We start from the raw sequence: 20,194 nt of genomic DNA, 5'->3' as shown, positions 1-20,194 counted from the left end.
TTATAGAGACATCAGCTCTTCAATCGGCTGAAAAGGCTCACTAAGGCCGAAGGCATGGGGGCCGAAACAGGCCAGTGCCTCGGGGGTACGCATCGCTGGCGCCGCACTCACTCCGATGACCTTCAGCCTTTGGCCATATTTGAGCGCTTCTGTTGTGATCGGTTCAGCAGTTTCCCGATCGACCATACAAATAAGATCCGGAACAATGGTCTTTACGCCATTCTCATCGCGGGCGATCAGATGTTCGTTCTGGAATTTCACTTCCATGCGGCGACCCGATCCATCGAGTGCCTCGAACAGACAACGGCCTACGGAAAAACCACCCGTGGTCTCGCGCAGCAGATCGACGACCTTGCCATCGAACAGCACCGCGCATTTGTTGTAATAATCCGTGGTCCTGAGATAGGCGAGCAGCGCGTCCACCGGATCGCCTTCGTGACGACCGCGGACAATGGCCTTGCCAATGCCGCAGGCGAGGCCGAGCGTACCATGGACCGCCGTTTCCTTAACCTGTTTTCCTGTCATCGGATAGGCGGAGAGCATGGCGGCAAGCCCCATCTGGATCGCCACCGCGCGGGCAAACCCTTCTCCGGACTTTGCGTTGTTCGCATTGATGACGACACTTTCCAGATGATCATTGACGATCACGATGGGCGAAATCGGCACGCCATAGACATTGAAGGTGGTCATCTGAATTTCTGGAAACGCACGGCCCATGCCGTCGGCATCAACCACCGGCAGACCGCGCCGCGCCGCCATGGCCACCGGGATCACCGAATTGAGGCCGCCGATTTCCGCCGAGATAATATAATCGGCTTTGCGGCCGGTCATCTTCTCCATGGTGTCGATCGCAAGGTCGCACTCGGCCCCGTTCATGAGCTTTTCAATCAACACGGTCGGTGCGCCGATCATGCCGAAAATAAAGACGTTCGCATCATCAGGGATGTCACGCGGATGCACCAGCTCAGGCGCGCCATGAAGACGGATCATATTCTCCGCGAAAAGCCGCCCCGCATAGGGATCGCCACCGCCGCCGGTACCAAGAAACGCGGAACCGCGCGCAAGATCCGTCATATCTTCGAGTGTGAGCTTCATGGTTGTGCCCCTTTTTTCTTATCACTGCCAAGCATGAGATCCCCCACCGCACGCACACGAAGACGCACAGCTGCGCCAGGCATATATTGCAGCGGGAACTCCTCCACATCGACGATCTCGATCGTTGCCGGATCGGCTCCGGCCGCGACCGCCTGACTGATGGCTTCGTCCCTGGCGTGGGTCAGGGCCTGGTCACGACCCATGGCTTCATAAGAAAATACGCGATCGACTTCGCCACCGACCTGCGCAATGGCCGCGCCGATGGCATTGGCCACCGCCGCATGTTCCGGCACGATCATATCGCTGGTGCCCGGAATGGGACGCGAAATCAAAATGGAGCCACCGCCGACCAGAATAAGCGGTACGGCGCTGGCGCTTGATTTCATGCGATCGATGGCTTCGGCCAGTTTGGCATGAATAGCATCAAGCGCATTGGCCACCAGCGCCTTGTCAAGACTGGCGAGATGCGCCGGATCGCCCATTACGACCTGACCCGAGGCCACCGCGATATCGCTCGCGGTCAGAACATCGCCGCCAAATACGCGCGCCTTGTCCAGCAGATGAAACCCGACGGACTCAGGACCAACGGACACGGAGCCATCCACAGTTTCCACCAGACTGCCGCCACCGAGACCGATGGCGAAAATATCCGGCATGCGGAAATTGGTGCGCACGCCGCCAATATCCACCGTCACCGAAGATTCCCGCGGGAAGCCATTCGCGAGCACGCCGATATCCGTGGTGGTGCCGCCGATGTCGGCCACCAGGGCGTTTTTCGCCCCTGAAAGATAGGCCGCGCCGCGCATGCTGTTGGTGGGGCCTGAAGCGAAGGTCAGAACCGGATATTTTTCCACATGATCGGCACTCATCAGCGTGCCGTCGTTCTGGCTGATATAAAACGGTGCCGTGATATGCAGCTTGCGCAGGGCGTCGCGGAAGGACTCAACAACCTTGATCGACAGCTCCGCAAGCGAGGCGTTCATGATCGCCGCGTTCTCACGCTCGATCAGACTGATGCGGCCGATGCGACTTGACAGCGAAATATAAACGCCGGGAATTTCCCGGGCGACGATGTCCCCGGCGCGTTCTTCCTGGGCGCTGTTGATAGGGCTGAAAATACCGCAGATGGCCACGGTCTTCAGGCCTTTGGCCTTCATGTCGCGGGCGGCGGCAACGATTTTCGCCTCGTCAAGCGCGGCATTCTCGCGGCCGTCGAACTGATAGCCGCCGGGCACTTCGTAAATATGACTGCCGACTGCTTTTTTCAGACGCTCCGGCCAGTCGGCCATGGGCGGAATGCCCGATGCCGACGGCAAGGACAAACGCAACACGCCCACATCCAGAAGCCGCTTGCCCTCGACAAAGGCATTGGTGAAATGGGTCGTGCCGATCATCACCACTTCGATGGCTTCCGGCCCGACTTTCGACTCCGTCATGACAGTGGTGATGGCGGAAATAATCCCGCTGCTGACATCCTCCGTCGTCGGTGATTTGGTTGCTGCAACCACCGTTCGCCCGTCCATCAAGACAGCGTCCGTGTTGGTTCCCCCGACGTCCACCCCAATTCGCATGGGTGTTATCCCCCCGATAATTTCATATTGAACAATCATATGATGGGAGAACGGTCACAATTTCGTCAAAATGCAAGAGGGGTAGATCGGTCATAAATTCGGGTAGGAAGGCGCTTCCGCCCGGCCCTACCCTACCCAACTGAGTAGGTCCTTCGTTAGGTCAGGAAATCAGGGCCTGCTCACGCGCGCGGACCACAGCAAGACCGCGCTTGTCGACGCCGAGCTTGGCGTAAATATTCTTGAGATGAAACTTGACCGTATTTTCGGTCATATTGAGGGCACGGGCGATTTCCTTGTTGGAATAGCCATGACCGAGTTCGACCAGAACCTCACGCTCGCGTTCGCTGAGGGCGGGACTTGGCAGTCCCGACTGCGCCAGCGGCTGGATCTGGGCCTGACCATGCAGGCGTTCCGCGCGCAGACTTTCAAGCAACCGGGTCAGCCCGATCTTGGCCAGACTGTCGACCATGGTTTCCCGTTGCTGGCGTAGGACTTCGGCCAGCAGTGCCTCCATCGCCGCGCCCTCGTCGAGGAACACACGGACCAGCCCCTCGGCCATGCCGATCCGCACCGCCGCCATCAGACGATCAAACGCTTCGTCATGGCGGCCGGCCACGCGGTGGGCCAGTGCTTCCTGCACCATGACCTGCAAAAGATGCAGGTTACGCCCGCCCGACTCGGCCATTGCGCGCAGATCGTCCAGCACTTCAAAGGCATGAGCCGGAGCGCCTTGCCCGATATAAAGTGAGGCCAGCGCCAGACCCGAGGCATGATGCGTGCGCCAGCATGAGGGATGCTGTCTCCAGTCGCCGAGTGTGAAGATGAATTCTTGGGCCCGGGCATAATTGGCCGCCGCGAGCATATCTCCAGCACGCAGCAGCACCCGCACCCGCAACGACTGGAGGAACGGGACCAATGCCGGCATTCTGCGCCTGCTGGCGGTTTCGGAGGCACGATCAAACACCGCCATGGCCGCCGCAAGGCCGCCTTCGGCATAGGAAACCCCCATGGCCGCCTCGAACCCGAAGGCCAGGATATCGAACCAGCTGTCGTAAAGCTCCACCTGCGGCAAGGCGGTCTCGAGACGGTCGCGGGCGGCGGGAATGTCGTTGCGGAGATAGAGCACCCCGCTCAACAGGGTCTCGGCAATGGCTTTCTGGCCGCTGTCGACCCCGAAATTATCCTCGGCCGTGGCCACCGCTTCAAGCAGCGTGGCCTCAGCCTCCCGCCGTCGTCCGCACAGGGCCTGCAGCATTCCGAGATGATAATAGGCGTAATTGATGCCAAGGACGCAATTGGCGCTACGCATATAGCGAACGGCCAGGATCGCCCCTTCCTCCACCGCCTTGCTGTCGCCAAGACGCGAGGCGACCACGCACAGGGTCTCCCACAGGCTGCCGAAGCCCATGATGTCGGCGGGGTCGAGCTCATCCACATAGGCCCGGATCCTGCGATGGTCTTCGGCCGTCACCAGACGATCTTCATACCCGTCAATCAGATAGCGGAAATGATGATTGTCGCGCCAGGCACGATAGTCCGACCGGTCAACCAGGGGCGCCGATTCAATGAGCCCCCGGGCTTCGGCCAGCTCGCCATCCTTGATATGGATATAGGCGCGAGCATAGCGCAGGGAGGCATATTTAAAACAGATTTCAGGCGGCAATTGGCGGAACAGGTTGCGCAGAATGCCCGGCTGACCGAACAGCACCATTTCCCAGCCGCCCGCCGCCTCGATCAGGCGCGCGATCTGATCGTAATCCTCGGCAAAGCGGGCGTGACGCAGGGCCTCCACCAGATTGCCCTCGGACTCGAACCAGCTTGAGGCGGCACGATGCAGGGAGGGAATGCGGTCGGCGGCGCGGCGTTGCAATTGGTCCATCAGAAAATCGCGGAACAACAGGTGACAGCGGAACCAGCGCCGCTCGCTGTCGAGCGGGATCAAAAGCGCATTCAACCGTTCGAGCCGGGCGAGAATATCCCAACCATCCTTGCGCCCGGTGATCACATTGGCGAGATCGCCATTGATACGTTCGCAGACCGCCGTTTCAAGCAGCACCGTCTGCACATCCGGGGCAAGATCGCTGAACACCTGTTCGGCCAGATAATCGGCGACGTCACCGGTGCGGCCGGAAAAATTTTCGATCAGATCGGCCCGCGCCGCGCCGCCTTCAAGCCACAGACGGGCCAATTGCAGGGCCACCCCCCAACCCTCGGTCCGGGTCACGAGACGGGCCACCGAATCCGCCTCAAGCTGACCGCCGAGAAGATGCCCGGCCTCCTCGATACTGAACCGCAACACGTCGGCTCCGAGTTCATATAACAGCCCCTGCGCCTTGAGGCCGCTGAGGGACAGCGCCGGACGTTCCCGGCCACTGAGGATAAGATGAAAGTTATCGGGCGCCCGGGCCAGCAACAGTTCGATGAGCGCATCGCTGTCGCGCGATTGAGTGCGGTGGTAATCGTCGAGGATGAGCACAAGCGGACGCTGCAAGCGGGCAATCATGCCAAGGAACCGCGCCGCCGTGCTGAGGAGCGGCACTTCCGGCAGACCCTGACTGGCGATTTTTTCAAGCTCACCCATGTCGCCGCCCGCCGCCGCCGCCGCCAGCACCAGTGAGGCCAGAAAATGGAGCGCGTCACCATCATCCTCATCAAGCGACAGCCAACCCGCGAGCACGCCCTCCCCCACAAGCTCAGCCCGCCATTGCGACAACAGGGTGGTTTTGCCGAAGCCCGCCGGGGACACAACGAGGGTCAACCGGGCCTTGAGCGCGGGCAGCATCATGAAGCGCCCGGACGGACGATCCACAAGCGTGACCATGCTTTGAGGCGGCACTAGCTTGGCTTCAAGCAGCCAGCCGAGATCGTTATAGTCCGCACGCGCCACCTTGTCCCCCGACCATGATCCCGATTCGCCGTCAACGATAACGGCAAGGCACCAATATGATCAAGCGTTCAGCCTGCCTGGAATGCCGCCCGGATATATTCGAGCACGGCTGACACACCGGGACGGACGGCGTCGCGGGGCCGCGTCACCGCCACCCAGTCGACCCGCGCCTCAGCCACCGCCAAGGGCCGGAGCGTCAGGCCCCAGCCTTCAACAAAGGGCGCCACGGTGCGCCGCGGCTGGATGGTGACGCCAAGCCCCGCCCGCACCACCTGCAACACCGCCTCGGTCATGCCGGCGCCGACCACAAGTTTTGGCAGCAACCCATGGCGGGTGAAGATGATTTCATATTCGCGGCCGCGTTCCGGCCGGGTGTGGTGGGTGACATAGGGCAGCCCGGCGAAATCGGCGGGTTCGAGCTGTGTCTTTCCGACCAGTGCATGGCCGGGCGGCAGCACCGCCACCAGATCGTCGCTGGCCAGATGATGCTGGATCACTTCGGGATCGTCGGGGCGGCCGGGCAGGATTGCGATATCAAGCAGCGCCGTCTTGACCTCAGCCACCGGATCCTCCGGCAAGCGGGACGGCAGTTCAAGCGCAAGACGGCCGGGGCCATTGCTCACCGCCTGCTGCACCATGGGCAGCCAGTCATAGGGCGTGTAACAGCCGCCGCCGAGTCGCACCACATCCTCGTAACCGCCGGAAAGCTTTTCTAGATCCTGCTGGACCCGTTCAAGCTCCCCCAGCACATCGCGGGCCACCAGCAACAGTCTTTCCGCCGCGCTGGTGAAGCCGATCTTGCGGCCGATTCTGAGGAACAGGCGGGCATTCAGCCGCTTTTCCGCCTCGCGCATGCGGTGGCTGACCGCTGACTGGGTCAGGCCCAGACTGCGCGCGGTTTCGCTGACGCTGCCGGTCTTGACCAGCAGATCCAGCATCACAAGATGGCGCATCCCGACTTTGACGGTCATGTCCCTGCCTCATATATGAATATTTTTTGCAGAATAGGCGAAAATTATGAATTTGATAATCATATTCGCTCTGGCTTAGTCTGTACTCAGTATTCATTCAGGTCACGGGGGGCCACATATGGCCGAGAACATTCTACCTACTGCGCAAACGGTCGATCTCAGCAATGAAAAGATCCATTGGCAGCAGGATCTGAGCTATGGCGACTATCTCGGGCTGGATCAGTTGCTGGCGGCGCAAAACACGCGGTCGGGGCAGCATGACGAAATGCTGTTCATCGTCATTCATCAGGTCTCGGAACTGTGGATGAAGCTGTCGATCCATGAATTGCGCGCCGCACTCGCACAGGTACAGGCCGATGATCTGCGCCCGGCGTTCAAGATGCTCGCCCGGGTGTCGCGCATCCAGCATCAATTGATCCAGGCCTGGGAAGTGCTCGCCACCATGACCCCGTTCGATTATGCGCAGTTCCGCGACACGCTCGGGCAAAGTTCGGGATTTCAATCCTATCAATATCGCACGCTTGAATTTCTGCTTGGCAACAAGAACGCCCGCATGGTCGAGGCGCATCGCCAGAACCCCGCAGTTCATGCCGAACTCACCGCCGTGCTGAACAGCCCGAGCTTTTATGATGAAGCCCTGCGGCTGCTGGCACGACGCGGATTTCAGATTCCGGCCGAGAAGCTCAACCGCGACTGGTCGGAGCCCTATGTTGCCGATCCCGCAGTCGAAGCCGCCTGGGCCGAGGTGTATCGTCATGCGGAGAAATACTGGGATCTTTACGAGCTCGCGGAAAAGCTTGTGGATGTGGAATATCATTTTCAGCAATGGCGCTTCAGCCATATGAAAACCGTCGAACGCATCATCGGCTACAAACGCGGCACCGGCGGTACGGCGGGGGTGTCGTATCTGGTGAAGGCACTGGATCTGAGATTTTTTCCGGAGCTGTGGTCGGTGCGGACTGCGGTTTGAGGGTGGCCGCGGCAGTCCCAAACAATATAACTTGTCATTGCCGGGCTTGACCCGGCAATCCATTCTGCCGGCGCCTCAGCGGCTGAGGCATGGATACGCGGGTCAAGCCCGCGTATGACAAGTTATAAATGAATTGCGTATGACAATGCCCGCCACCATAACAATGGATCACCAACAGATGAAACAGATTTGGGATATTTCGCAAGTCATGCGGCCCGGTCTGCCGGTTTGGCCGGGGGATCGGCCGTATCAGGAAAAACTGACCTGGGCCTTGACGGACGATTGTCCGGTCAATGTGTCGGAAATCAGCATGTCGACCCATACCGGGACCCATGCCGATGCGCCTTATCATTATGCGGCCGACGGCGCGCCGATTGGGGCGGTTGGGCTTGATCCCTATCTTGGTCCCTGCCGGGTGATCGAGCTTATGGGACTGCGTCCGCTGATCGAGGTTGAGCATCTTCTGCCGCATCTTGATAACGCGCCGCCGCGCATTCTGGTGAAAACCTATGGTACTGCGCCGCAGGGTCTGTGGGACGCGGATTTCGCCGCCATTGCGCCGGAGGCCATTGATCTTTTGGCGGCACGGGGCATGATGCTGATCGGGCTTGATACGCCGTCGCTTGATCCACAGGAGTCGAAAACGCTTGATGCCCATATGGCAGTGCGTCGTCATGGTCTGGCCATTCTCGAAGGGCTTGTGCTCGATGAGGTGCGTGGCGGTGACTATGAGCTGATCGCCCTGCCCCTCAAATTCGCCAATCTCGACGCCTCGCCGGTGCGGGCTATTTTACGGAGCTTGTGAAACATGACTGCTTTGACCCGTGACGATTTTCTGGCGTTGGATGCCGCCGATGAACTGGCCCCGTTCCGCGAGCAGTTCGTGCTGCCGGACGATGTGATTTACATGGACGGCAATTCGCTTGGGGTGCTGCCGCGAACCGCGGCGGCGCGAGTGCAGGATGTGGTCACCCGTGAATGGGGACAGGACCTGATCAAAAGCTGGAACAGCGCCGATTGGATTAACCTGCCCCAACGTGTGGGCGCGCTTATTGCCGGGCTTATCGGCACCGATGCCGCAAATGTGGTGGCGGCGGATTCGACGTCGATCAATCTTTACAAACTTGCCGCCGCCGCATTGCGGATGCAGGCCCCGCGCCGGAAAATCATTACCGAGCTTGGCAATTTTCCGACCGATCTTTACGTCTTGCAGGGCCTTGCCGAATATCTTGATGTGGAGCTTGTGGCAGTGCCGCGCGACCAGATCCTGGATGTGGTTGATGAGGACACCGCGCTCGTCTCGCTCACCCATGTGCATTACAAAACCGGCGTCATGTTCGACATGCCGTCCGTCACCAAAGCCGTGCAGGCCAAAGGCGCCTTGATGCTGTGGGATCTCTGTCACAGCGCCGGAGCTTTGCCGGTGCGGCTTGAGGACTGCAATGCCGATATGGCTATTGGCTGCGGCTATAAATATCTGAATGGCGGTCCCGGCGCGCCTGCGTTTCTTTATGTGGCCGCCCGTCATCAGGCCGCTGTGCAGCCGCCGCTTTCGGGCTGGATGGGACATGCGCGGCCGTTTGACTTCACCGATGTTTACACGCCGGCAGCGGGCATCACCCGCAATCTCTGCGGCACGCCGGGCGTCATCGCCATGAGCATCCTGGAAGAATCCCTGAAGATCTTTGCCAAGGTCGATCTGTCCCTGTTGCGCAAAAAATCACAGCATATGGGCCAGCAGTTCATGCAGTTGATCGAACAGGAATGCGCGACCTATGGATTTACCATCGTGTCGCCCTGGGATAACGACATGCGCGGCAGCCAGGTCTCGCTTGGTCATGATGAGGGCTATGCCATCATGCAGGCCCTGATCGCGCGCGGCCTGATCGGCGATTTCCGTGCGCCGGAAGTTCTGCGCTTTGGCCTGACGCCGCTTTATCTCAGGTATCAGGATTTGTGGGACGCCGTCGCCATCCTGCGCGACGTGATGGAAAGCGGCGTCTGGAATCAGGAAGATTACAAACGCCGCTCAGCCGTGACCTGATCAGGATGTGGCGCGGGCGGCGACCGACGCCGCCCGGTTCTGCGCACTGTCGCGTTCGAAACTGCGACGGCGCAACCACATGGTCACACCCGTGATCATGAACAGCAGCGGCAGGATGCCGCCAACGAAAATAATCGCCTGCCAGACAATGCCCATATCGGTGCCGTCATGAATGCGGCGCATCAGACGTTGTGTTGATTGCGCGACGTCAGAAACCGGTTTTTTGTCGCTGCCCTTGACCTTGCCGCTTGCCTCATCAACCGTGACCGATTGCGGCGGCGTGCCTTCGGGCGATTTATATTGAATGCGCCATTCGGGGCTTTTGTCGGTGGGCAGATTGATCGCGAGGATCTGCGCCCCTCCGGACTTTGCCAGAGCCTGATTCACCGCCTCGGTCACCGACAGATTAGTTGCGGTCAAGGGCTGGGCATTATTGCGGCCGGGGCCGCGCCCTTGTTCCGGCTGGCCCAGATCAACAAAATTCGCCAGCACCGCGCGGCTGGTTTGCGGGAACGAGATATAAATGCCCGTGAAGGACAGAACCGCGAGCGGGATCGAAATCCAGATCCCGAACATGTGATGAAGGTTGGTGGTGGTTTTCAAACCCTTGCGCCAGCTGAGCGCACGACGGAACTTGATGCCACCGCGCGGCCACCAGAGATAAATCCCCGACAACGCCAGCACCAGCATGAAAACGCCGGTCCAACCAACGACCTTGCGGCCGATTTCAGGGATGAGCAAACGCCCGTGCAACTGATGCACCACCATGGTGAAGGACTTGGACGTGTTGGCCACATGAAGCACGCGCCCGGTCGGCGGATCGATCCAGGCCGTCAGCATTTCAGCCCGCCCGGTCATGCCTGTTCCGGGAATGGGCCCCGCCACTGTCACCGGATCCCCCGCATGTTCCGGCAAGCGCAGGACGCTTGGCGTCACGCCTTCAAGTGCAAGGGCACCGACTTTCAAATATTCATCGTTGCTCAGGCCGAGCTCGGATCCTGTGGTGGCATAACGCGCGGGCTCAAGCAGGCGGTCGACCGCGTCATGCCAGACCAGCAGGCTGCCCGAGACGGCGACGACAACCAGGGCCACACCAACCGTCAGAGCCAAATAAAGATGAATGTTCAGCCATAACCGGCGGGCAGTCATTTTTGTCATGGATCACCTTTGAGATTTACGCATCTGCCCACAGTCAGATTGACCGGCCGGGTCGCTTGCGGCGAGATCCTGAATAGTGCTGTCGAGATTGTAAAGCAATGTGCGTTCTCCATCATCGCGCACCACGCTTTGCCGCGTCCTAATGAGCCACAAAAAGACGCTGGGCTGTCTGATGAAACGGAGATTACTTGCAAGTCGCTCGCAATAGCAAGGTGGGATTGCACGTCGTCATGAGAATTATTTGCAATGCGACATGTGAGGCTGAAACGGCAGCAGTTTCAAAGATGCGCGGGAGGTATGGCGAGCTGCAGACCATTAAAAGCTGAAGCGCCATCAGGAATTTCAGCCTGTCTTATAGAGACAAAGCGGCTCTGAACCGCAAGATTGCGATGCTGCTTCAGGACAACTGATCTTAAGGGATGGCTGCGTACGATTCGCACGTCATGCCCACTCATCCCTTATATACCGCGCGAGCACAGCCTGCCCGGGAGGTAAAAACGCCCTCTCCTTCTGCTTCCCGAGCTGATTGCGAAAAAGTTGTTGCAAGTCGCTCGCAATAGCAAGATAACTGCAATGAGTTATGCGAATGAATTGCAATTACCGGATCAGGACGGGCGCGAACCATGGCAGATGCACAAACTCTTTCGCTCACAGGGCTTTTCCTTCAAGCCGATATGGTGGTCAAGGCCGTGATGATTCTGCTTGCCCTGGCGTCGCTGGCCTCCTGGAGCATCATTTTCGAGAAACTCCGCCGTTTCCGCAGCCTGCGCCGGGCTACCTTACGGCTTGAGAAGGCCGCCGCCGATCCCGTGCGCGGTCTTGACGACGTAAGCGATCCGGTTGCTGCCCCTATCCTCGCCGCTGGTAAACGCGAAGTCTTCGACCGCAGCGAGGATGACGAAAGCCGCTATGAATTCCGCGAGCGTCTGGAACGTGCCATGCGCAGCGTCATGGCCACCGAACTGCGCAAATTTGAAATCGGCCTGCCCTTTCTCGCCACCGTCGGTTCGGTTGCGCCCTTTATCGGTCTGTTCGGCACGGTGTGGGGCATCATGAACAGCTTCTCGGCCATCGCCAGCGCCAACAATACCAGCCTGAGCGTGGTCGCCCCCGGCATCGCCGAAGCCTTGTTTGCCACCGCCATCGGTCTTTTCGCGGCCATTCCCGCAGTCATCGGTTATAACAATCTGGTGGTCGATCTTGGCCGCTCGGCCGCGCGCATGACCTCGTCCATTGGCGATATCGGCAACCGGCTGTCGCGGCGCAGCGCCTTGCGCAATTTCGACGTCACCAATGAGGCCAAAGCCTGATGGCCATGTCGTCCGACCCTCTGGACCCGAATGAAACCGGCGGCTATCGTCCCTTGGCCGAAATGAATGTGACGCCGCTTGTGGATGTCATGCTGGTGCTGCTGATCATTTTTATGGTCGCCGCGCCCTTGCTGATCTCGGGCGTCCCGCTGGAATTACCACACACATCGGCGGCACCGCTGCCGGAAGCCAAAGAAAAAATCGTCGTCAGCGTCACCCGCGACCGTGCGCTTTATGTGGGCGAGGAGGCGGTGACATGGGAGGCCTTGGCTGATCGCGTGCAGGCGCTCAAATCCGACAAGACCGAAAACACGATCTTTGTGCGCGGCGACACCAAAACGGATTACGGCACGGTGATGGAGCTGCTCGGCGTTCTTGGCAAGGCCGGGTTCGCGGATATCTCACTGCTCACGGAAGAGCCGCAAGGCAAGCCAGGAAAGCTCTGATGTCCCGCCTGTCAGCTACGCGCCTCTCCGCAACCGCTTGTGCGGCTTTGGTGCATGTTGCGGTTGCCGCTGCCGCTTTGTGGGTCACAAGCGCGCCCAAGGCCGCGCCGGAGCCGCCCATCGCCATCAAGATCAAACTGACTCCACCCGCACCCGAAATCGCGAAGCCGGTGGAGGAAACGCCGCCGCCGCCAAAACCCGAACCGACGAAAACGGAGAAGGCCAAACCGCGTCCGCCCGAACCTACGCCGGCGCCACAACCGCTGCCGGAACTTGCGAGCACGGCTGACGCGAACCCGAGCTCACGCGCTGTCGAAAGCCCCGCGCCGACGCCACCGAAGGCGATTGAAAGCGTCTCCGACAAGGCCGCGAAGGCGGACTATTATGCGACATTGCTTGGCTGGCTCGATCAGCATAAGGACTACCCGCGCGAGGCCAGGGTTCGGCGTGAGCAGGGCGTGGCCCAGCTTTATTTCCGCATGAACCGGGACGGGCGCGTGCTCAGCTATCGACTTGAGGCCAGTTCGGGGCATGCGTCCCTGGACGACGCTACCATTCGCATGATCGAACGCGCCAACCCGCTGCCGCCCTTCCCGCCTGAGATGAAGGACGCGGAGCTTGAACTGGTGGTGCCGGTTGAATTCTTCCTCAGCCGCGGCAAGAAGCGCGGGTGATATAGAATACCAAATTCCGTTCGTGCTGAGGAAGCCCCCGAGCCGCGTGCCCCCGCCCTTCGAGACGCCCTGACGGGCTCCTCAGGGCGAACGGAATTTGGTTGTGGGGCAATTGTTAGTTCATCCAGCCGCCACCCATGGCCTTGAACAGTTGAGAGGCCGCTGCGACGCGGTCATAACGGCTTTGGGCCAGATTTTCCTCGGCCTGCAACAGACTGCGCTGGGCGTCGAGCAGGGTCAGGAAATCAATGCTGCCAGCGTCAAACCGTTCCCGAGACAGATTATAGGCGATGCGTGCCTGCTCGGCCGCGACGGTGTAAGCGGCGAGACGCTTTTCCGTGCCGGTCAGGGCCGCCAGTGCATCTTCGGCTTCCTGGAAAGCCGTGAGCACCGTGCCGCGATAATTTGCCACCAGTTCATCACGCACGGCCTTGCTGTTTTGAACGCCCGCGCTGATGCGGCCGCCGTCAAAGATGGGGGCTGTGAGCGATCCGGCGACGCCGGCAACGGTGGTCACCGCAGCGCTGATGGGATTGGCTGAGAGGCCGGCATCGCCGCCGAGTCTCAAGGTCGGGAAATAGGCTGCCCGGGCCACGCCGATATCGGCATTGGCGGCGGCGAGTCTTGCTTCGGACTGGGCGATGTCCGGGCGTCGTGCCAACAGATCGGAGGGCGGCAGGGCCACAACCGCAGGCACCATGAGCGTGGACAGGGTTGCAGTCGGTTCGGCAAACAGCTGCGGTGCTTTGCCGGTCAGCACGGCAAGCTGATTGATGGCGATGCTGCGCGACTGTTCGAGGGTGGCGAGGGTCGCTTGAAAATTCGCAAGCTCCGTACGCTGCTGCGCGAGTTCGAGGCCGGAGGCCGAGCCCTCGCGGAAGCGTGCTTCGACGATGCGGTAAATATCCTCGGCCGTGCTGAGGCGGTCGCGCGTGATGCGCATGCGGTCATTATAGGCGAGGATCTGACCATAGGCCTGCACCACCTGAGCCTCCAGCACGAGCGCGAGCGCGTCCCGGGAATAGCCTGCCGCATCAGCCCGGAGAGAGGCCGATTTCACGTTGTTGGCGACGCGGCCGAAAAGATCGACTTCATAAGACAACGTCGCCTGACCGCGATAGCCATCGCTCGCCCGTGTGCCGGATTGGAAGGCGCGGTCCCAGTCCTTCGCAACATTGCCTGAGGCGCTGAGGGTCGGCAGACGATCCGCACCCGCCATGCCGAGCGCCGCACGCGCCTGTTCGACGCGCTGGATCGCCACTTCGAGATCGGTGTTATGGGCGAGTGCGCTGGCGATCAGGGTGCTCAGTTCGGGGCTGCCGAACTGTTCCCACCATACCGGGTCGTTCATGCGGGCGGCGCTGGTCTGATTGATCATTGTCGCCTGATCGCGCCAGCCCTCCCCTGCGTTCACATCCGGGCGCTGATAGTCAGGTGCGAGATTGCAGGCCGACAGCATGGCAATGAAAGGCAGGGCATGAATAAATCGCGGCATGAATATTACTCGGATGCGAGTGCAACAACGGGATCAAGGCGAGCCGCCTTGCGCGCGGGGAGATAACCAAACAGCACGCCGGTAGCAAAGGCGCAACCAAAGGCGAGAAGCGGCGGGAACAGCGAGAACATCACATTCATGCCGAACAGGGACACCACCCAGCCAACAGTAAAGCCGACGAAAATACCGATCAGGCCGCCAATGGCGCAGACCACCGCCGCTTCGATATTGAATTGCAGCAGGATGTCGCGCATGCGAGCGCCGGTGGCCATGCGGATGCCGATTTCCCGCGTGCGTTCGGTCACCGACACCAGCATGATATTCATCACCCCGATGCCGCCGACCAGAAGCGAGATCGCCGCCACCACGCCAAGCAGCAATGTGAGCGTGTTTTGCGTCTCGGTCGCCATCTCCAACATGGAAGCCATGTTGCGAACGCTGAAATCCTCGACCCGATGACGATCTTTCAGCAGGTCTTCAATGGCCCCCTGGGTGCCTTCGATCTGTTTGACGTCATCTACCCGCACAGTCAGCGAACTGAGATAGGTTTTGCCGAACAGGCGCACCATGCCGGTGGTGACCGGAATGAAAATCGCATCGTCCTGATCGTTGCCGCCGGGCGACGCGCCCTTTTCGGTCATGATGCCGATGACTTCGAACGGCACGTTGCGCACGAGGATATATTGGCCGATGGGATCGACGCCGGACGGGAACAAATTCTTGGCCACGGTCTTGCCGAGCAAGGTCACCGGCGCATAGCCGCGCACGTCGCGATCGCTGAAGAACTGACCTTCGGCCACCGGCCAGTCGCGCACCTGCGGAAAGGCCGCCGTGACGCCCTGCGCCGTGGTCTGGTAATCCAGATTGCCATAGCGCACGGTATAACGGCCGCTGCGTTCGGCCACAACGGCGCCCACATTCGGAAGCGCTGCAATGGCGTCGGCGTCAGCAGGCACTAGGGAGACGATATCCCCCGAATTGCGGATGCCCGGAGCGCCCGGCCGCACATTCATGAGATTGGTGCCCATGGCGCTCATCTGGGTCAGCACTTTTTGCTTGCTGCCATCGCCAATGGCCAGCATGGCGATCACCGCCGCGACGCCGATGATGATGCCAAGCAGCGTCAGCGCCGTGCGGAAAATATTGGAGTGGAGCGACCGGAACGCCGTATGCACAGCCTCCCTCACCGCCGTGGCGGTATCGATGCCGGAGCCGAGATGCGCTGGACGCGGCTTGGCCTGAAGCGCGGCTGGGCGGGCGGGCACAACATATTTCGGGTTCGGCCCGTCTTCGATGATGCGGCCGTCGCGCAGGACAACGATGCGTTCGGCATGATCGGCCACCGCCTGATCATGGGTGATGAGCAGAATGGTTTTGCCTTCGGCGTGAAGTTCCTTCAGGAGATCGAGAACTTCAACACCACTACGGCTGTCGAGCGCGCCGGTTGGTTCGTCGGCAAGAATGACCGGGGCGTCGTTCATCAGCGCGCGGGCGATGGCCACACGCTGCTGCTGACCACCCGACAGTTCCGACGGCCGATGCGTGGTGCGGTCGCCAAGACCGAGGCGGCCGAGCAGGCTTTGCGCCCGCGCGCGCCGGTCTTCCCGCGACATACCCGCATAAACGGCAGGAATTTCCACATTCTCGGACGCGGTGTCGGTGGCAAGCAGATTATAGCGCTGAAAAATAAACCCGAAGGTTTCCCGCCGCAGTGATGCCAGTTCATCGGCATCGAGATCCGCCGCCTCGCGTCCATTGACCCGATAGCTGCCGCTGGTCGGCTGATCGAGACAGCCGAGAATATTCATCAAGGTCGATTTGCCCGACCCCGATTGACCCATGATGGCCACGAACTCGCCCGGACGAATAGAGAGCCCGACGCCGTCAAGGGCGCGGATGACCGTCTCGCCGCTTTGATAGCTGCGGGTAATCGATTGCAGGCTCAGCAGCGGTTCGGCCACCTGCAGGGCATCGACTATGGGTTTGTTCACAGCATCGGCCCCCGCATGCGCGGCTGACCACCGCCCTTACGCGGACCACCGGATTGAGCGGCCAGCATGGGTTCGACCTTCTCGCCAAGTTTCAGGCCCGAGCGTACTTCAGCCTCGGTACGGTTCTGCAGGCCCACATGGATCAGGCGTTTTTCAGGGCCATCCTCGCCCACCACTGTGACCATGTAAGCTTTGCCCTGCTCGCTGTCCTTCGACGACACATGACGGCCGAGCGCAGCCACCGGCACCGTCAACACGTCACGGGCATTGCCGATTTCAAAAAAGACCTGCGTGCTCATGCCGGTCAGCAACTGACGCTCGCGGTTGTCGACGTCCACAAGAACGATATACAGCACCACGTCATTGACCGTTTCCGGCGTCGGCAGGATTTGACGTACGGTGCCTTTCCAGCGTTTGTCCATCATGCCGAGCGTGGTGAAATACATCTTCATGCCGGGCTGCAAACGGCTCACATCCGCTTCGGCCACCTGCACGCGCACGGTCATGACATCGAGATTGGCAACCTGAAGAATAATCGGTGCCTGTTGATTGGCGTTCAGGGTCTGACCCGCGCGCGCCGTTTGCGACACCACCGTGCCGTCAATCGGGGCATAGATCTTGGTATATTCAAGATTGGTGCGGCTGCCCGTCAGCGTCGAGGCCGCCTGTTTGATCTGGGCCTGCAATGCCTTGTAGCTGTTTTCCGCCACCCGCAGTTCGGCCCGGCTTTGTTCGAGCGCTTCCTGGCTGATGGCCTTGGCGGCGATCAGGCGTTCGTTGCGGGCATTTTTCTGCCGCGCAAGATCGCGCTGCGCCGCCTGCTGGCCAAGCTGGGCCTCAAGCGCATTCAGGTTGGCCTGGTCGCCTTCCACCTTGGCGGTGTATATGCGCGGATCAATTTCGGCGAGCAGATCGCCTTTTTTCGCCGTGCCGCCGATATCCACCAGAATATGCTTGAGCTGACCCGACACCTGAGTGCCGACGTCCACAAATTCCTTGGGCTCGAGCTTGCCCTGCGCGGTCACGGTTTCCTCGATGCTGCCTTTGGTGACTTCAAGCAAGGTCGCTGACCGCGCCGCGCGCTCACCCTCGGCCTTGCCAAACGCCGTCCAGGCCACCCCGCCAGCAATGGCAAGGCACAGGATTGACAGAGCCACGACTTTGTTTTTCTTCACAAAACCTACAAAATTTCCAGTCTGCATCTTACGCCTGTTATTCCTGTGAGAGCGGGTCCATTGCCCATATATACGGTTTGACTGACAAGAACCCTACTGTGGGAGGCATATTTTTTTGACGGAGGCATCCCCGAAGACTGGATCGCCACGCCGCTGACGCGGCTCGCGATGACAAGAAAGCGTCATTGCGAGGCGGAGCCGCGGCAATCCAGTGGGGCCGACGGGAAGGCTGGATCGCCGCGCCGCTTGTGCGGCTCGCGATGACGGGGGTGTGGGCGTGGTCTGAAAAGCATAAGGCCCGCTTGTGGGGGAGCGGGCCTTGGCTTCTAACGTTTTGGAGAATTATCAGGCTTTGGGCAATACAGCCGTGGTTTCGATTTCGATCATGGCTTCGTCTTCCATGAGGGCGACGACGACGACGACGGCCATGACCGGGAAGTTCTTGCCCATGATGTCGCGGTAGGCGGCTCCGACTTCGCGGGCCTGGTCGAGATAGGCGCGTTTGTCGGTGATGTACCAGGTCATGCGGGTCATATGCTCGGGGCCCGCGCCGGCTTCGGCCAGAAGCGCCTTGGTGGTCTCAAGCGTTTGCCGGAACTGGCCGAGGAAATCCTTTTGCTCGAACGTGTTGGTGAGCGGGTCCCAGCCGATCTGGCCACCAACGAACACGACACGGCCTTCGGCGGCGATGGCATTCGAATAGCCTTTGGGGCGCGGCCAACCGGCGGGAAGAAGGATTTGCATTATTTAGTCTCCTCAATCATTTGGCGCAGTCGGTCTATTTCGAGCTGGCGCAATTTAAAGCGTTGAATTTTGCCCGTCTCGGTTTTCGGCAGGCTTCCGACGAAATCCACCGCGCGCGGGTATTTATAGGGCGCGATGGTCGCCTTGACGAAGTCCTGCAACTCCTTGACGAGGATCTCTCCGGGCGTATGACCGTCGTTGAGCACCACAAGCGCCTTGACGATCTGGCCACGTTCGGGATCGGGCGAGGCGATCACGGCGCATTCCGCAACGGCAGCATGAGCAAGCAGCGCTTCCTCGACCTCGGGGCCGCCGATGTTATAGCCTGCCGAGACGATCATGTCATCGTCACGGGCCTGGAACCAGAAATAGCCGTCCTTATCCATCAGATAGCTGTCGCCGGTGACGTTCCAGCCATTCCGGGCGTAGTTCTGCTGGCGCGGGTCATCGAGATAGCGGCAGGCCGTGGGACCGCGCACCGCGAGTTTGCCCACATTGCCGGGCGGCAACGGCTGGAATTTATCATCAAGCACGCAGGCTTCGTAGCCCGGTACTGCCTTGCCGGTGGCGCCGGGGCGGATGTCGTCCCCTGCCGACGAGATGAAGATATGAATCATCTCGGTCGAGCCGATGCCGTCGATGATCTTGATGCCGGTGGTGGCGTGCCAGTCTTCCCACACAGGTTTCGGCAGATGTTCCCCGGCCGACACGCATTTGCGGAGCGCGGCCTTGCCACGGCCTGCCATGGGGTTGAGGAGGCCCTTGTACATGGTCGGCGCGGTGAACAGCGTGGTCACGCCGTGCTTGTGGATGGCCTCCATGATGGCGTCGGGAGAGGGTTGTTCGAGCAGCACCGTGGTGGCGCCGAAGCGGAGCGGAAACGCGATGAGCGCGCCGAGGCCGAAGGTGAAGGCGATCGGCGGCGAACCGGTGAAGACGTCGTCCGGCGTGGGTTTCAGCACGTGACGGCCGAAGGTATCGGTCATGGCCAGAATGTCGCGGTGGAAATGAATGCAGCCCTTGGGCTTGCCGGTGGTGCCCGAGGTGAAGGCGAGAAGCGCCACATCGTCCGCCGCTGTATCGACCACGGTGAAATCATCGGGCTTCTTTGCTGCGAGCGCGTCAAGCTCACCCCCCGCGCCAAAGGACAGCACGCGGGCGAGCACGGGGAATTCCGCACGGGCAAGCTCAAGCTCCGACAGAAACCGGCTGTCGCAGAGGGCGATGGTGGATTGCGATTTGTCGATGATGGCCTTGAGTTCCACCGCGCGCAACAACGGCATGGTGGCAACGGCGATGCCGCCCGCTTTCAGAACCCCGAACCAGGATGCGGTCATCATGGCATTGTTCGGCCCGCGCATGAGCACGCGGTTGCCGGGCTTAAGCCCCGCGTCTTCCACCAGCACATGGGCGATGCGGTTCGACAGGGCGTCGAGTTCGTTATAGGTCAGGCTACGATCATTGCCGATGACGGCGAGTTTGTCGCCGAGCCCGGCTGCCAGAGCGTCGGCGATCAAGGCCACCGCTCCGTTCAAGCGGGCCGGATAGTTCAGGTCCGGCAGCGTGAACGACAGCGCGGCCTGCGCCTCCGCAGCCGGGATCCGGTCGCGTACGAAACTATCCTGATATGCCGTCTGCTCGCTTGCCATGTCCCAACACCTCC

At 60.5% G+C, this 20,194-nt stretch carries 17 protein-coding genes; 6 read left to right on the top strand and 11 right to left on the bottom strand.

The window, feature by feature from the left end; all coding sequences use genetic code 11:
- From NYP16_RS08605 to NYP16_RS08590, 4 genes are all read right to left on the bottom strand, one after another.
- On the bottom strand, window positions 1-1,095 hold the full coding sequence (locus tag NYP16_RS08605; protein WP_274943723.1) for a DUF917 domain-containing protein: 1,095 nt from the start codon (window positions 1,093-1,095) through the stop codon (window positions 1-3).
- Complete coding sequence (locus tag NYP16_RS08600) at window positions 1,092-2,666, bottom strand: hydantoinase/oxoprolinase family protein (protein WP_274943722.1); 1,575 nt, start codon at window positions 2,664-2,666, stop codon at window positions 1,092-1,094. Before NYP16_RS08600 ends, NYP16_RS08605 begins: the two co-directional genes overlap by 4 nt.
- Window positions 2,667-2,826: 160 nt before the next feature.
- Entirely contained in the window at window positions 2,827-5,553 is a 2,727-nt protein-coding gene (locus NYP16_RS08595) for a LuxR C-terminal-related transcriptional regulator (RefSeq protein ID WP_274943721.1), read from the bottom strand.
- 68 nt (window positions 5,554-5,621) lie between these two features.
- Entirely contained in the window at window positions 5,622-6,524 is a 903-nt protein-coding gene (locus tag NYP16_RS08590; protein WP_274943720.1) for a LysR family transcriptional regulator, read from the bottom strand.
- 118 nt (window positions 6,525-6,642) lie between these two features.
- Between NYP16_RS08590 and kynA the strand changes: the two genes are divergently transcribed.
- The 3 genes from kynA to kynU all read left to right on the top strand — a co-directional run bounded on the left by kynA (window position 6,643) and on the right by kynU (window position 9,538).
- Entirely contained in the window at window positions 6,643-7,494 is an 852-nt protein-coding gene (gene kynA / locus NYP16_RS08585; protein ID WP_274943719.1) for a tryptophan 2,3-dioxygenase, read from the top strand.
- A gap of 178 nt (window positions 7,495-7,672) precedes the next feature.
- Window positions 7,673-8,299, top strand: coding sequence for an arylformamidase (kynB, locus tag NYP16_RS08580; protein ID WP_274943718.1), 627 nt, complete (start codon window positions 7,673-7,675; stop codon window positions 8,297-8,299).
- 3 nt (window positions 8,300-8,302) lie between these two features.
- Window positions 8,303-9,538: a kynureninase gene (gene kynU / locus NYP16_RS08575; RefSeq protein ID WP_274943717.1), complete on the top strand. Its 1,236-nt coding sequence runs from the start codon at window positions 8,303-8,305 to the stop codon at window positions 9,536-9,538.
- On the opposite strand, the gene NYP16_RS08570 is transcribed toward kynU, so the two are convergent.
- Complete coding sequence (locus tag NYP16_RS08570) at window positions 9,539-10,696, bottom strand: PepSY-associated TM helix domain-containing protein (protein ID WP_274943716.1); 1,158 nt, start codon at window positions 10,694-10,696, stop codon at window positions 9,539-9,541.
- A gap of 3 nt (window positions 10,697-10,699) precedes the next feature.
- Window positions 10,700-10,819 carry a hypothetical protein gene (locus tag NYP16_RS14530; protein WP_429913151.1) on the bottom strand — a complete coding sequence of 40 codons (120 nt, stop codon included), beginning with the start codon at window positions 10,817-10,819 and terminating at the stop codon, window positions 10,700-10,702.
- Window positions 10,820-11,319: 500 nt separating this feature from the next.
- On the opposite strand from NYP16_RS14530, the gene NYP16_RS08565 reads away from it, so the two are divergent.
- Genes NYP16_RS08565 through NYP16_RS08555 form a run of 3 tightly spaced genes read left to right on the top strand, consistent with a single transcriptional unit; the run spans window position 11,320 to window position 13,126 of the window.
- Complete coding sequence (locus NYP16_RS08565; protein ID WP_274943715.1) at window positions 11,320-12,006, top strand: MotA/TolQ/ExbB proton channel family protein; 687 nt, start codon at window positions 11,320-11,322, stop codon at window positions 12,004-12,006.
- A gap of 5 nt (window positions 12,007-12,011) precedes the next feature.
- Window positions 12,012-12,452 (top strand): ExbD/TolR family protein, encoded by a 441-nt coding sequence (locus NYP16_RS08560; protein ID WP_274943714.1) that lies wholly within the window; start codon window positions 12,012-12,014, stop codon window positions 12,450-12,452.
- Entirely contained in the window at window positions 12,452-13,126 is a 675-nt protein-coding gene (locus NYP16_RS08555; protein WP_274943713.1) for an energy transducer TonB, read from the top strand. The genes NYP16_RS08560 and NYP16_RS08555 overlap by 1 nt, the downstream gene beginning before the upstream one ends.
- A gap of 115 nt (window positions 13,127-13,241) precedes the next feature.
- On the opposite strand, the gene NYP16_RS08550 is transcribed toward NYP16_RS08555, so the two are convergent.
- The 5 genes from NYP16_RS08550 to NYP16_RS08530 all read right to left on the bottom strand — a co-directional run bounded on the left by NYP16_RS08550 (window position 13,242) and on the right by NYP16_RS08530 (window position 20,180).
- Complete coding sequence (locus NYP16_RS08550; RefSeq protein ID WP_274943712.1) at window positions 13,242-14,621, bottom strand: efflux transporter outer membrane subunit; 1,380 nt, start codon at window positions 14,619-14,621, stop codon at window positions 13,242-13,244.
- Window positions 14,622-14,626: 5 nt separating this feature from the next.
- Window positions 14,627-16,612 (bottom strand): MacB family efflux pump subunit, encoded by a 1,986-nt coding sequence (locus tag NYP16_RS08545; RefSeq protein WP_274943711.1) that lies wholly within the window; start codon window positions 16,610-16,612, stop codon window positions 14,627-14,629.
- Window positions 16,609-17,769, bottom strand: coding sequence for an efflux RND transporter periplasmic adaptor subunit (locus NYP16_RS08540; RefSeq protein WP_274943710.1), 1,161 nt, complete (start codon window positions 17,767-17,769; stop codon window positions 16,609-16,611). Before NYP16_RS08540 ends, NYP16_RS08545 begins: the two co-directional genes overlap by 4 nt.
- Before the next feature lie 363 nt (window positions 17,770-18,132).
- Entirely contained in the window at window positions 18,133-18,531 is a 399-nt protein-coding gene (locus NYP16_RS08535) for a RidA family protein (protein WP_274943709.1), read from the bottom strand.
- Window positions 18,531-20,180 (bottom strand): benzoate-CoA ligase family protein, encoded by a 1,650-nt coding sequence (locus NYP16_RS08530; protein WP_274943708.1) that lies wholly within the window; start codon window positions 20,178-20,180, stop codon window positions 18,531-18,533. Before NYP16_RS08530 ends, NYP16_RS08535 begins: the two co-directional genes overlap by 1 nt.
- Between the last annotated feature and the right edge of the window lie 14 nt (window positions 20,181-20,194).

It is taken from the genome of Govania unica (assembly GCF_027920805.1).
GTDB lineage: Bacteria > Pseudomonadota > Alphaproteobacteria > Sphingomonadales > Govanellaceae > Govanella > Govanella unica.
Note: the sequence above shows the minus strand (reverse complement) of the source record. Positions and strands in the feature narration are given on the sequence as shown.

Coding starts and splice junctions, on each gene's coding strand:
- kynA (WP_274943719.1), top strand. CDS start 6,643: ATGGCCGAGAACATTCTACCTACTGCGCAAACGGTCGATCTCAGCAAT.
- kynB (WP_274943718.1), top strand. CDS start 7,673: ATGAAACAGATTTGGGATATTTCGCAAGTCATGCGGCCCGGTCTGCCG.
- kynU (WP_274943717.1), top strand. CDS start 8,303: ATGACTGCTTTGACCCGTGACGATTTTCTGGCGTTGGATGCCGCCGAT.
- NYP16_RS08565 (WP_274943715.1), top strand. CDS start 11,320: ATGGCAGATGCACAAACTCTTTCGCTCACAGGGCTTTTCCTTCAAGCC.
- NYP16_RS08560 (WP_274943714.1), top strand. CDS start 12,012: ATGTCGTCCGACCCTCTGGACCCGAATGAAACCGGCGGCTATCGTCCC.
- NYP16_RS08530 (WP_274943708.1), bottom strand. CDS start 20,180: ATGGCAAGCGAGCAGACGGCATATCAGGATAGTTTCGTACGCGACCGG.
- NYP16_RS08550 (WP_274943712.1), bottom strand. CDS start 14,621: ATGCCGCGATTTATTCATGCCCTGCCTTTCATTGCCATGCTGTCGGCC.
- NYP16_RS08555 (WP_274943713.1), top strand. CDS start 12,452: ATGTCCCGCCTGTCAGCTACGCGCCTCTCCGCAACCGCTTGTGCGGCT.
- NYP16_RS08535 (WP_274943709.1), bottom strand. CDS start 18,531: ATGCAAATCCTTCTTCCCGCCGGTTGGCCGCGCCCCAAAGGCTATTCG.
- NYP16_RS08590 (WP_274943720.1), bottom strand. CDS start 6,524: ATGACCGTCAAAGTCGGGATGCGCCATCTTGTGATGCTGGATCTGCTG.
- NYP16_RS08605 (WP_274943723.1), bottom strand. CDS start 1,095: ATGAAGCTCACACTCGAAGATATGACGGATCTTGCGCGCGGTTCCGCG.
- NYP16_RS08600 (WP_274943722.1), bottom strand. CDS start 2,666: ATGCGAATTGGGGTGGACGTCGGGGGAACCAACACGGACGCTGTCTTG.
- NYP16_RS08570 (WP_274943716.1), bottom strand. CDS start 10,696: ATGACAAAAATGACTGCCCGCCGGTTATGGCTGAACATTCATCTTTAT.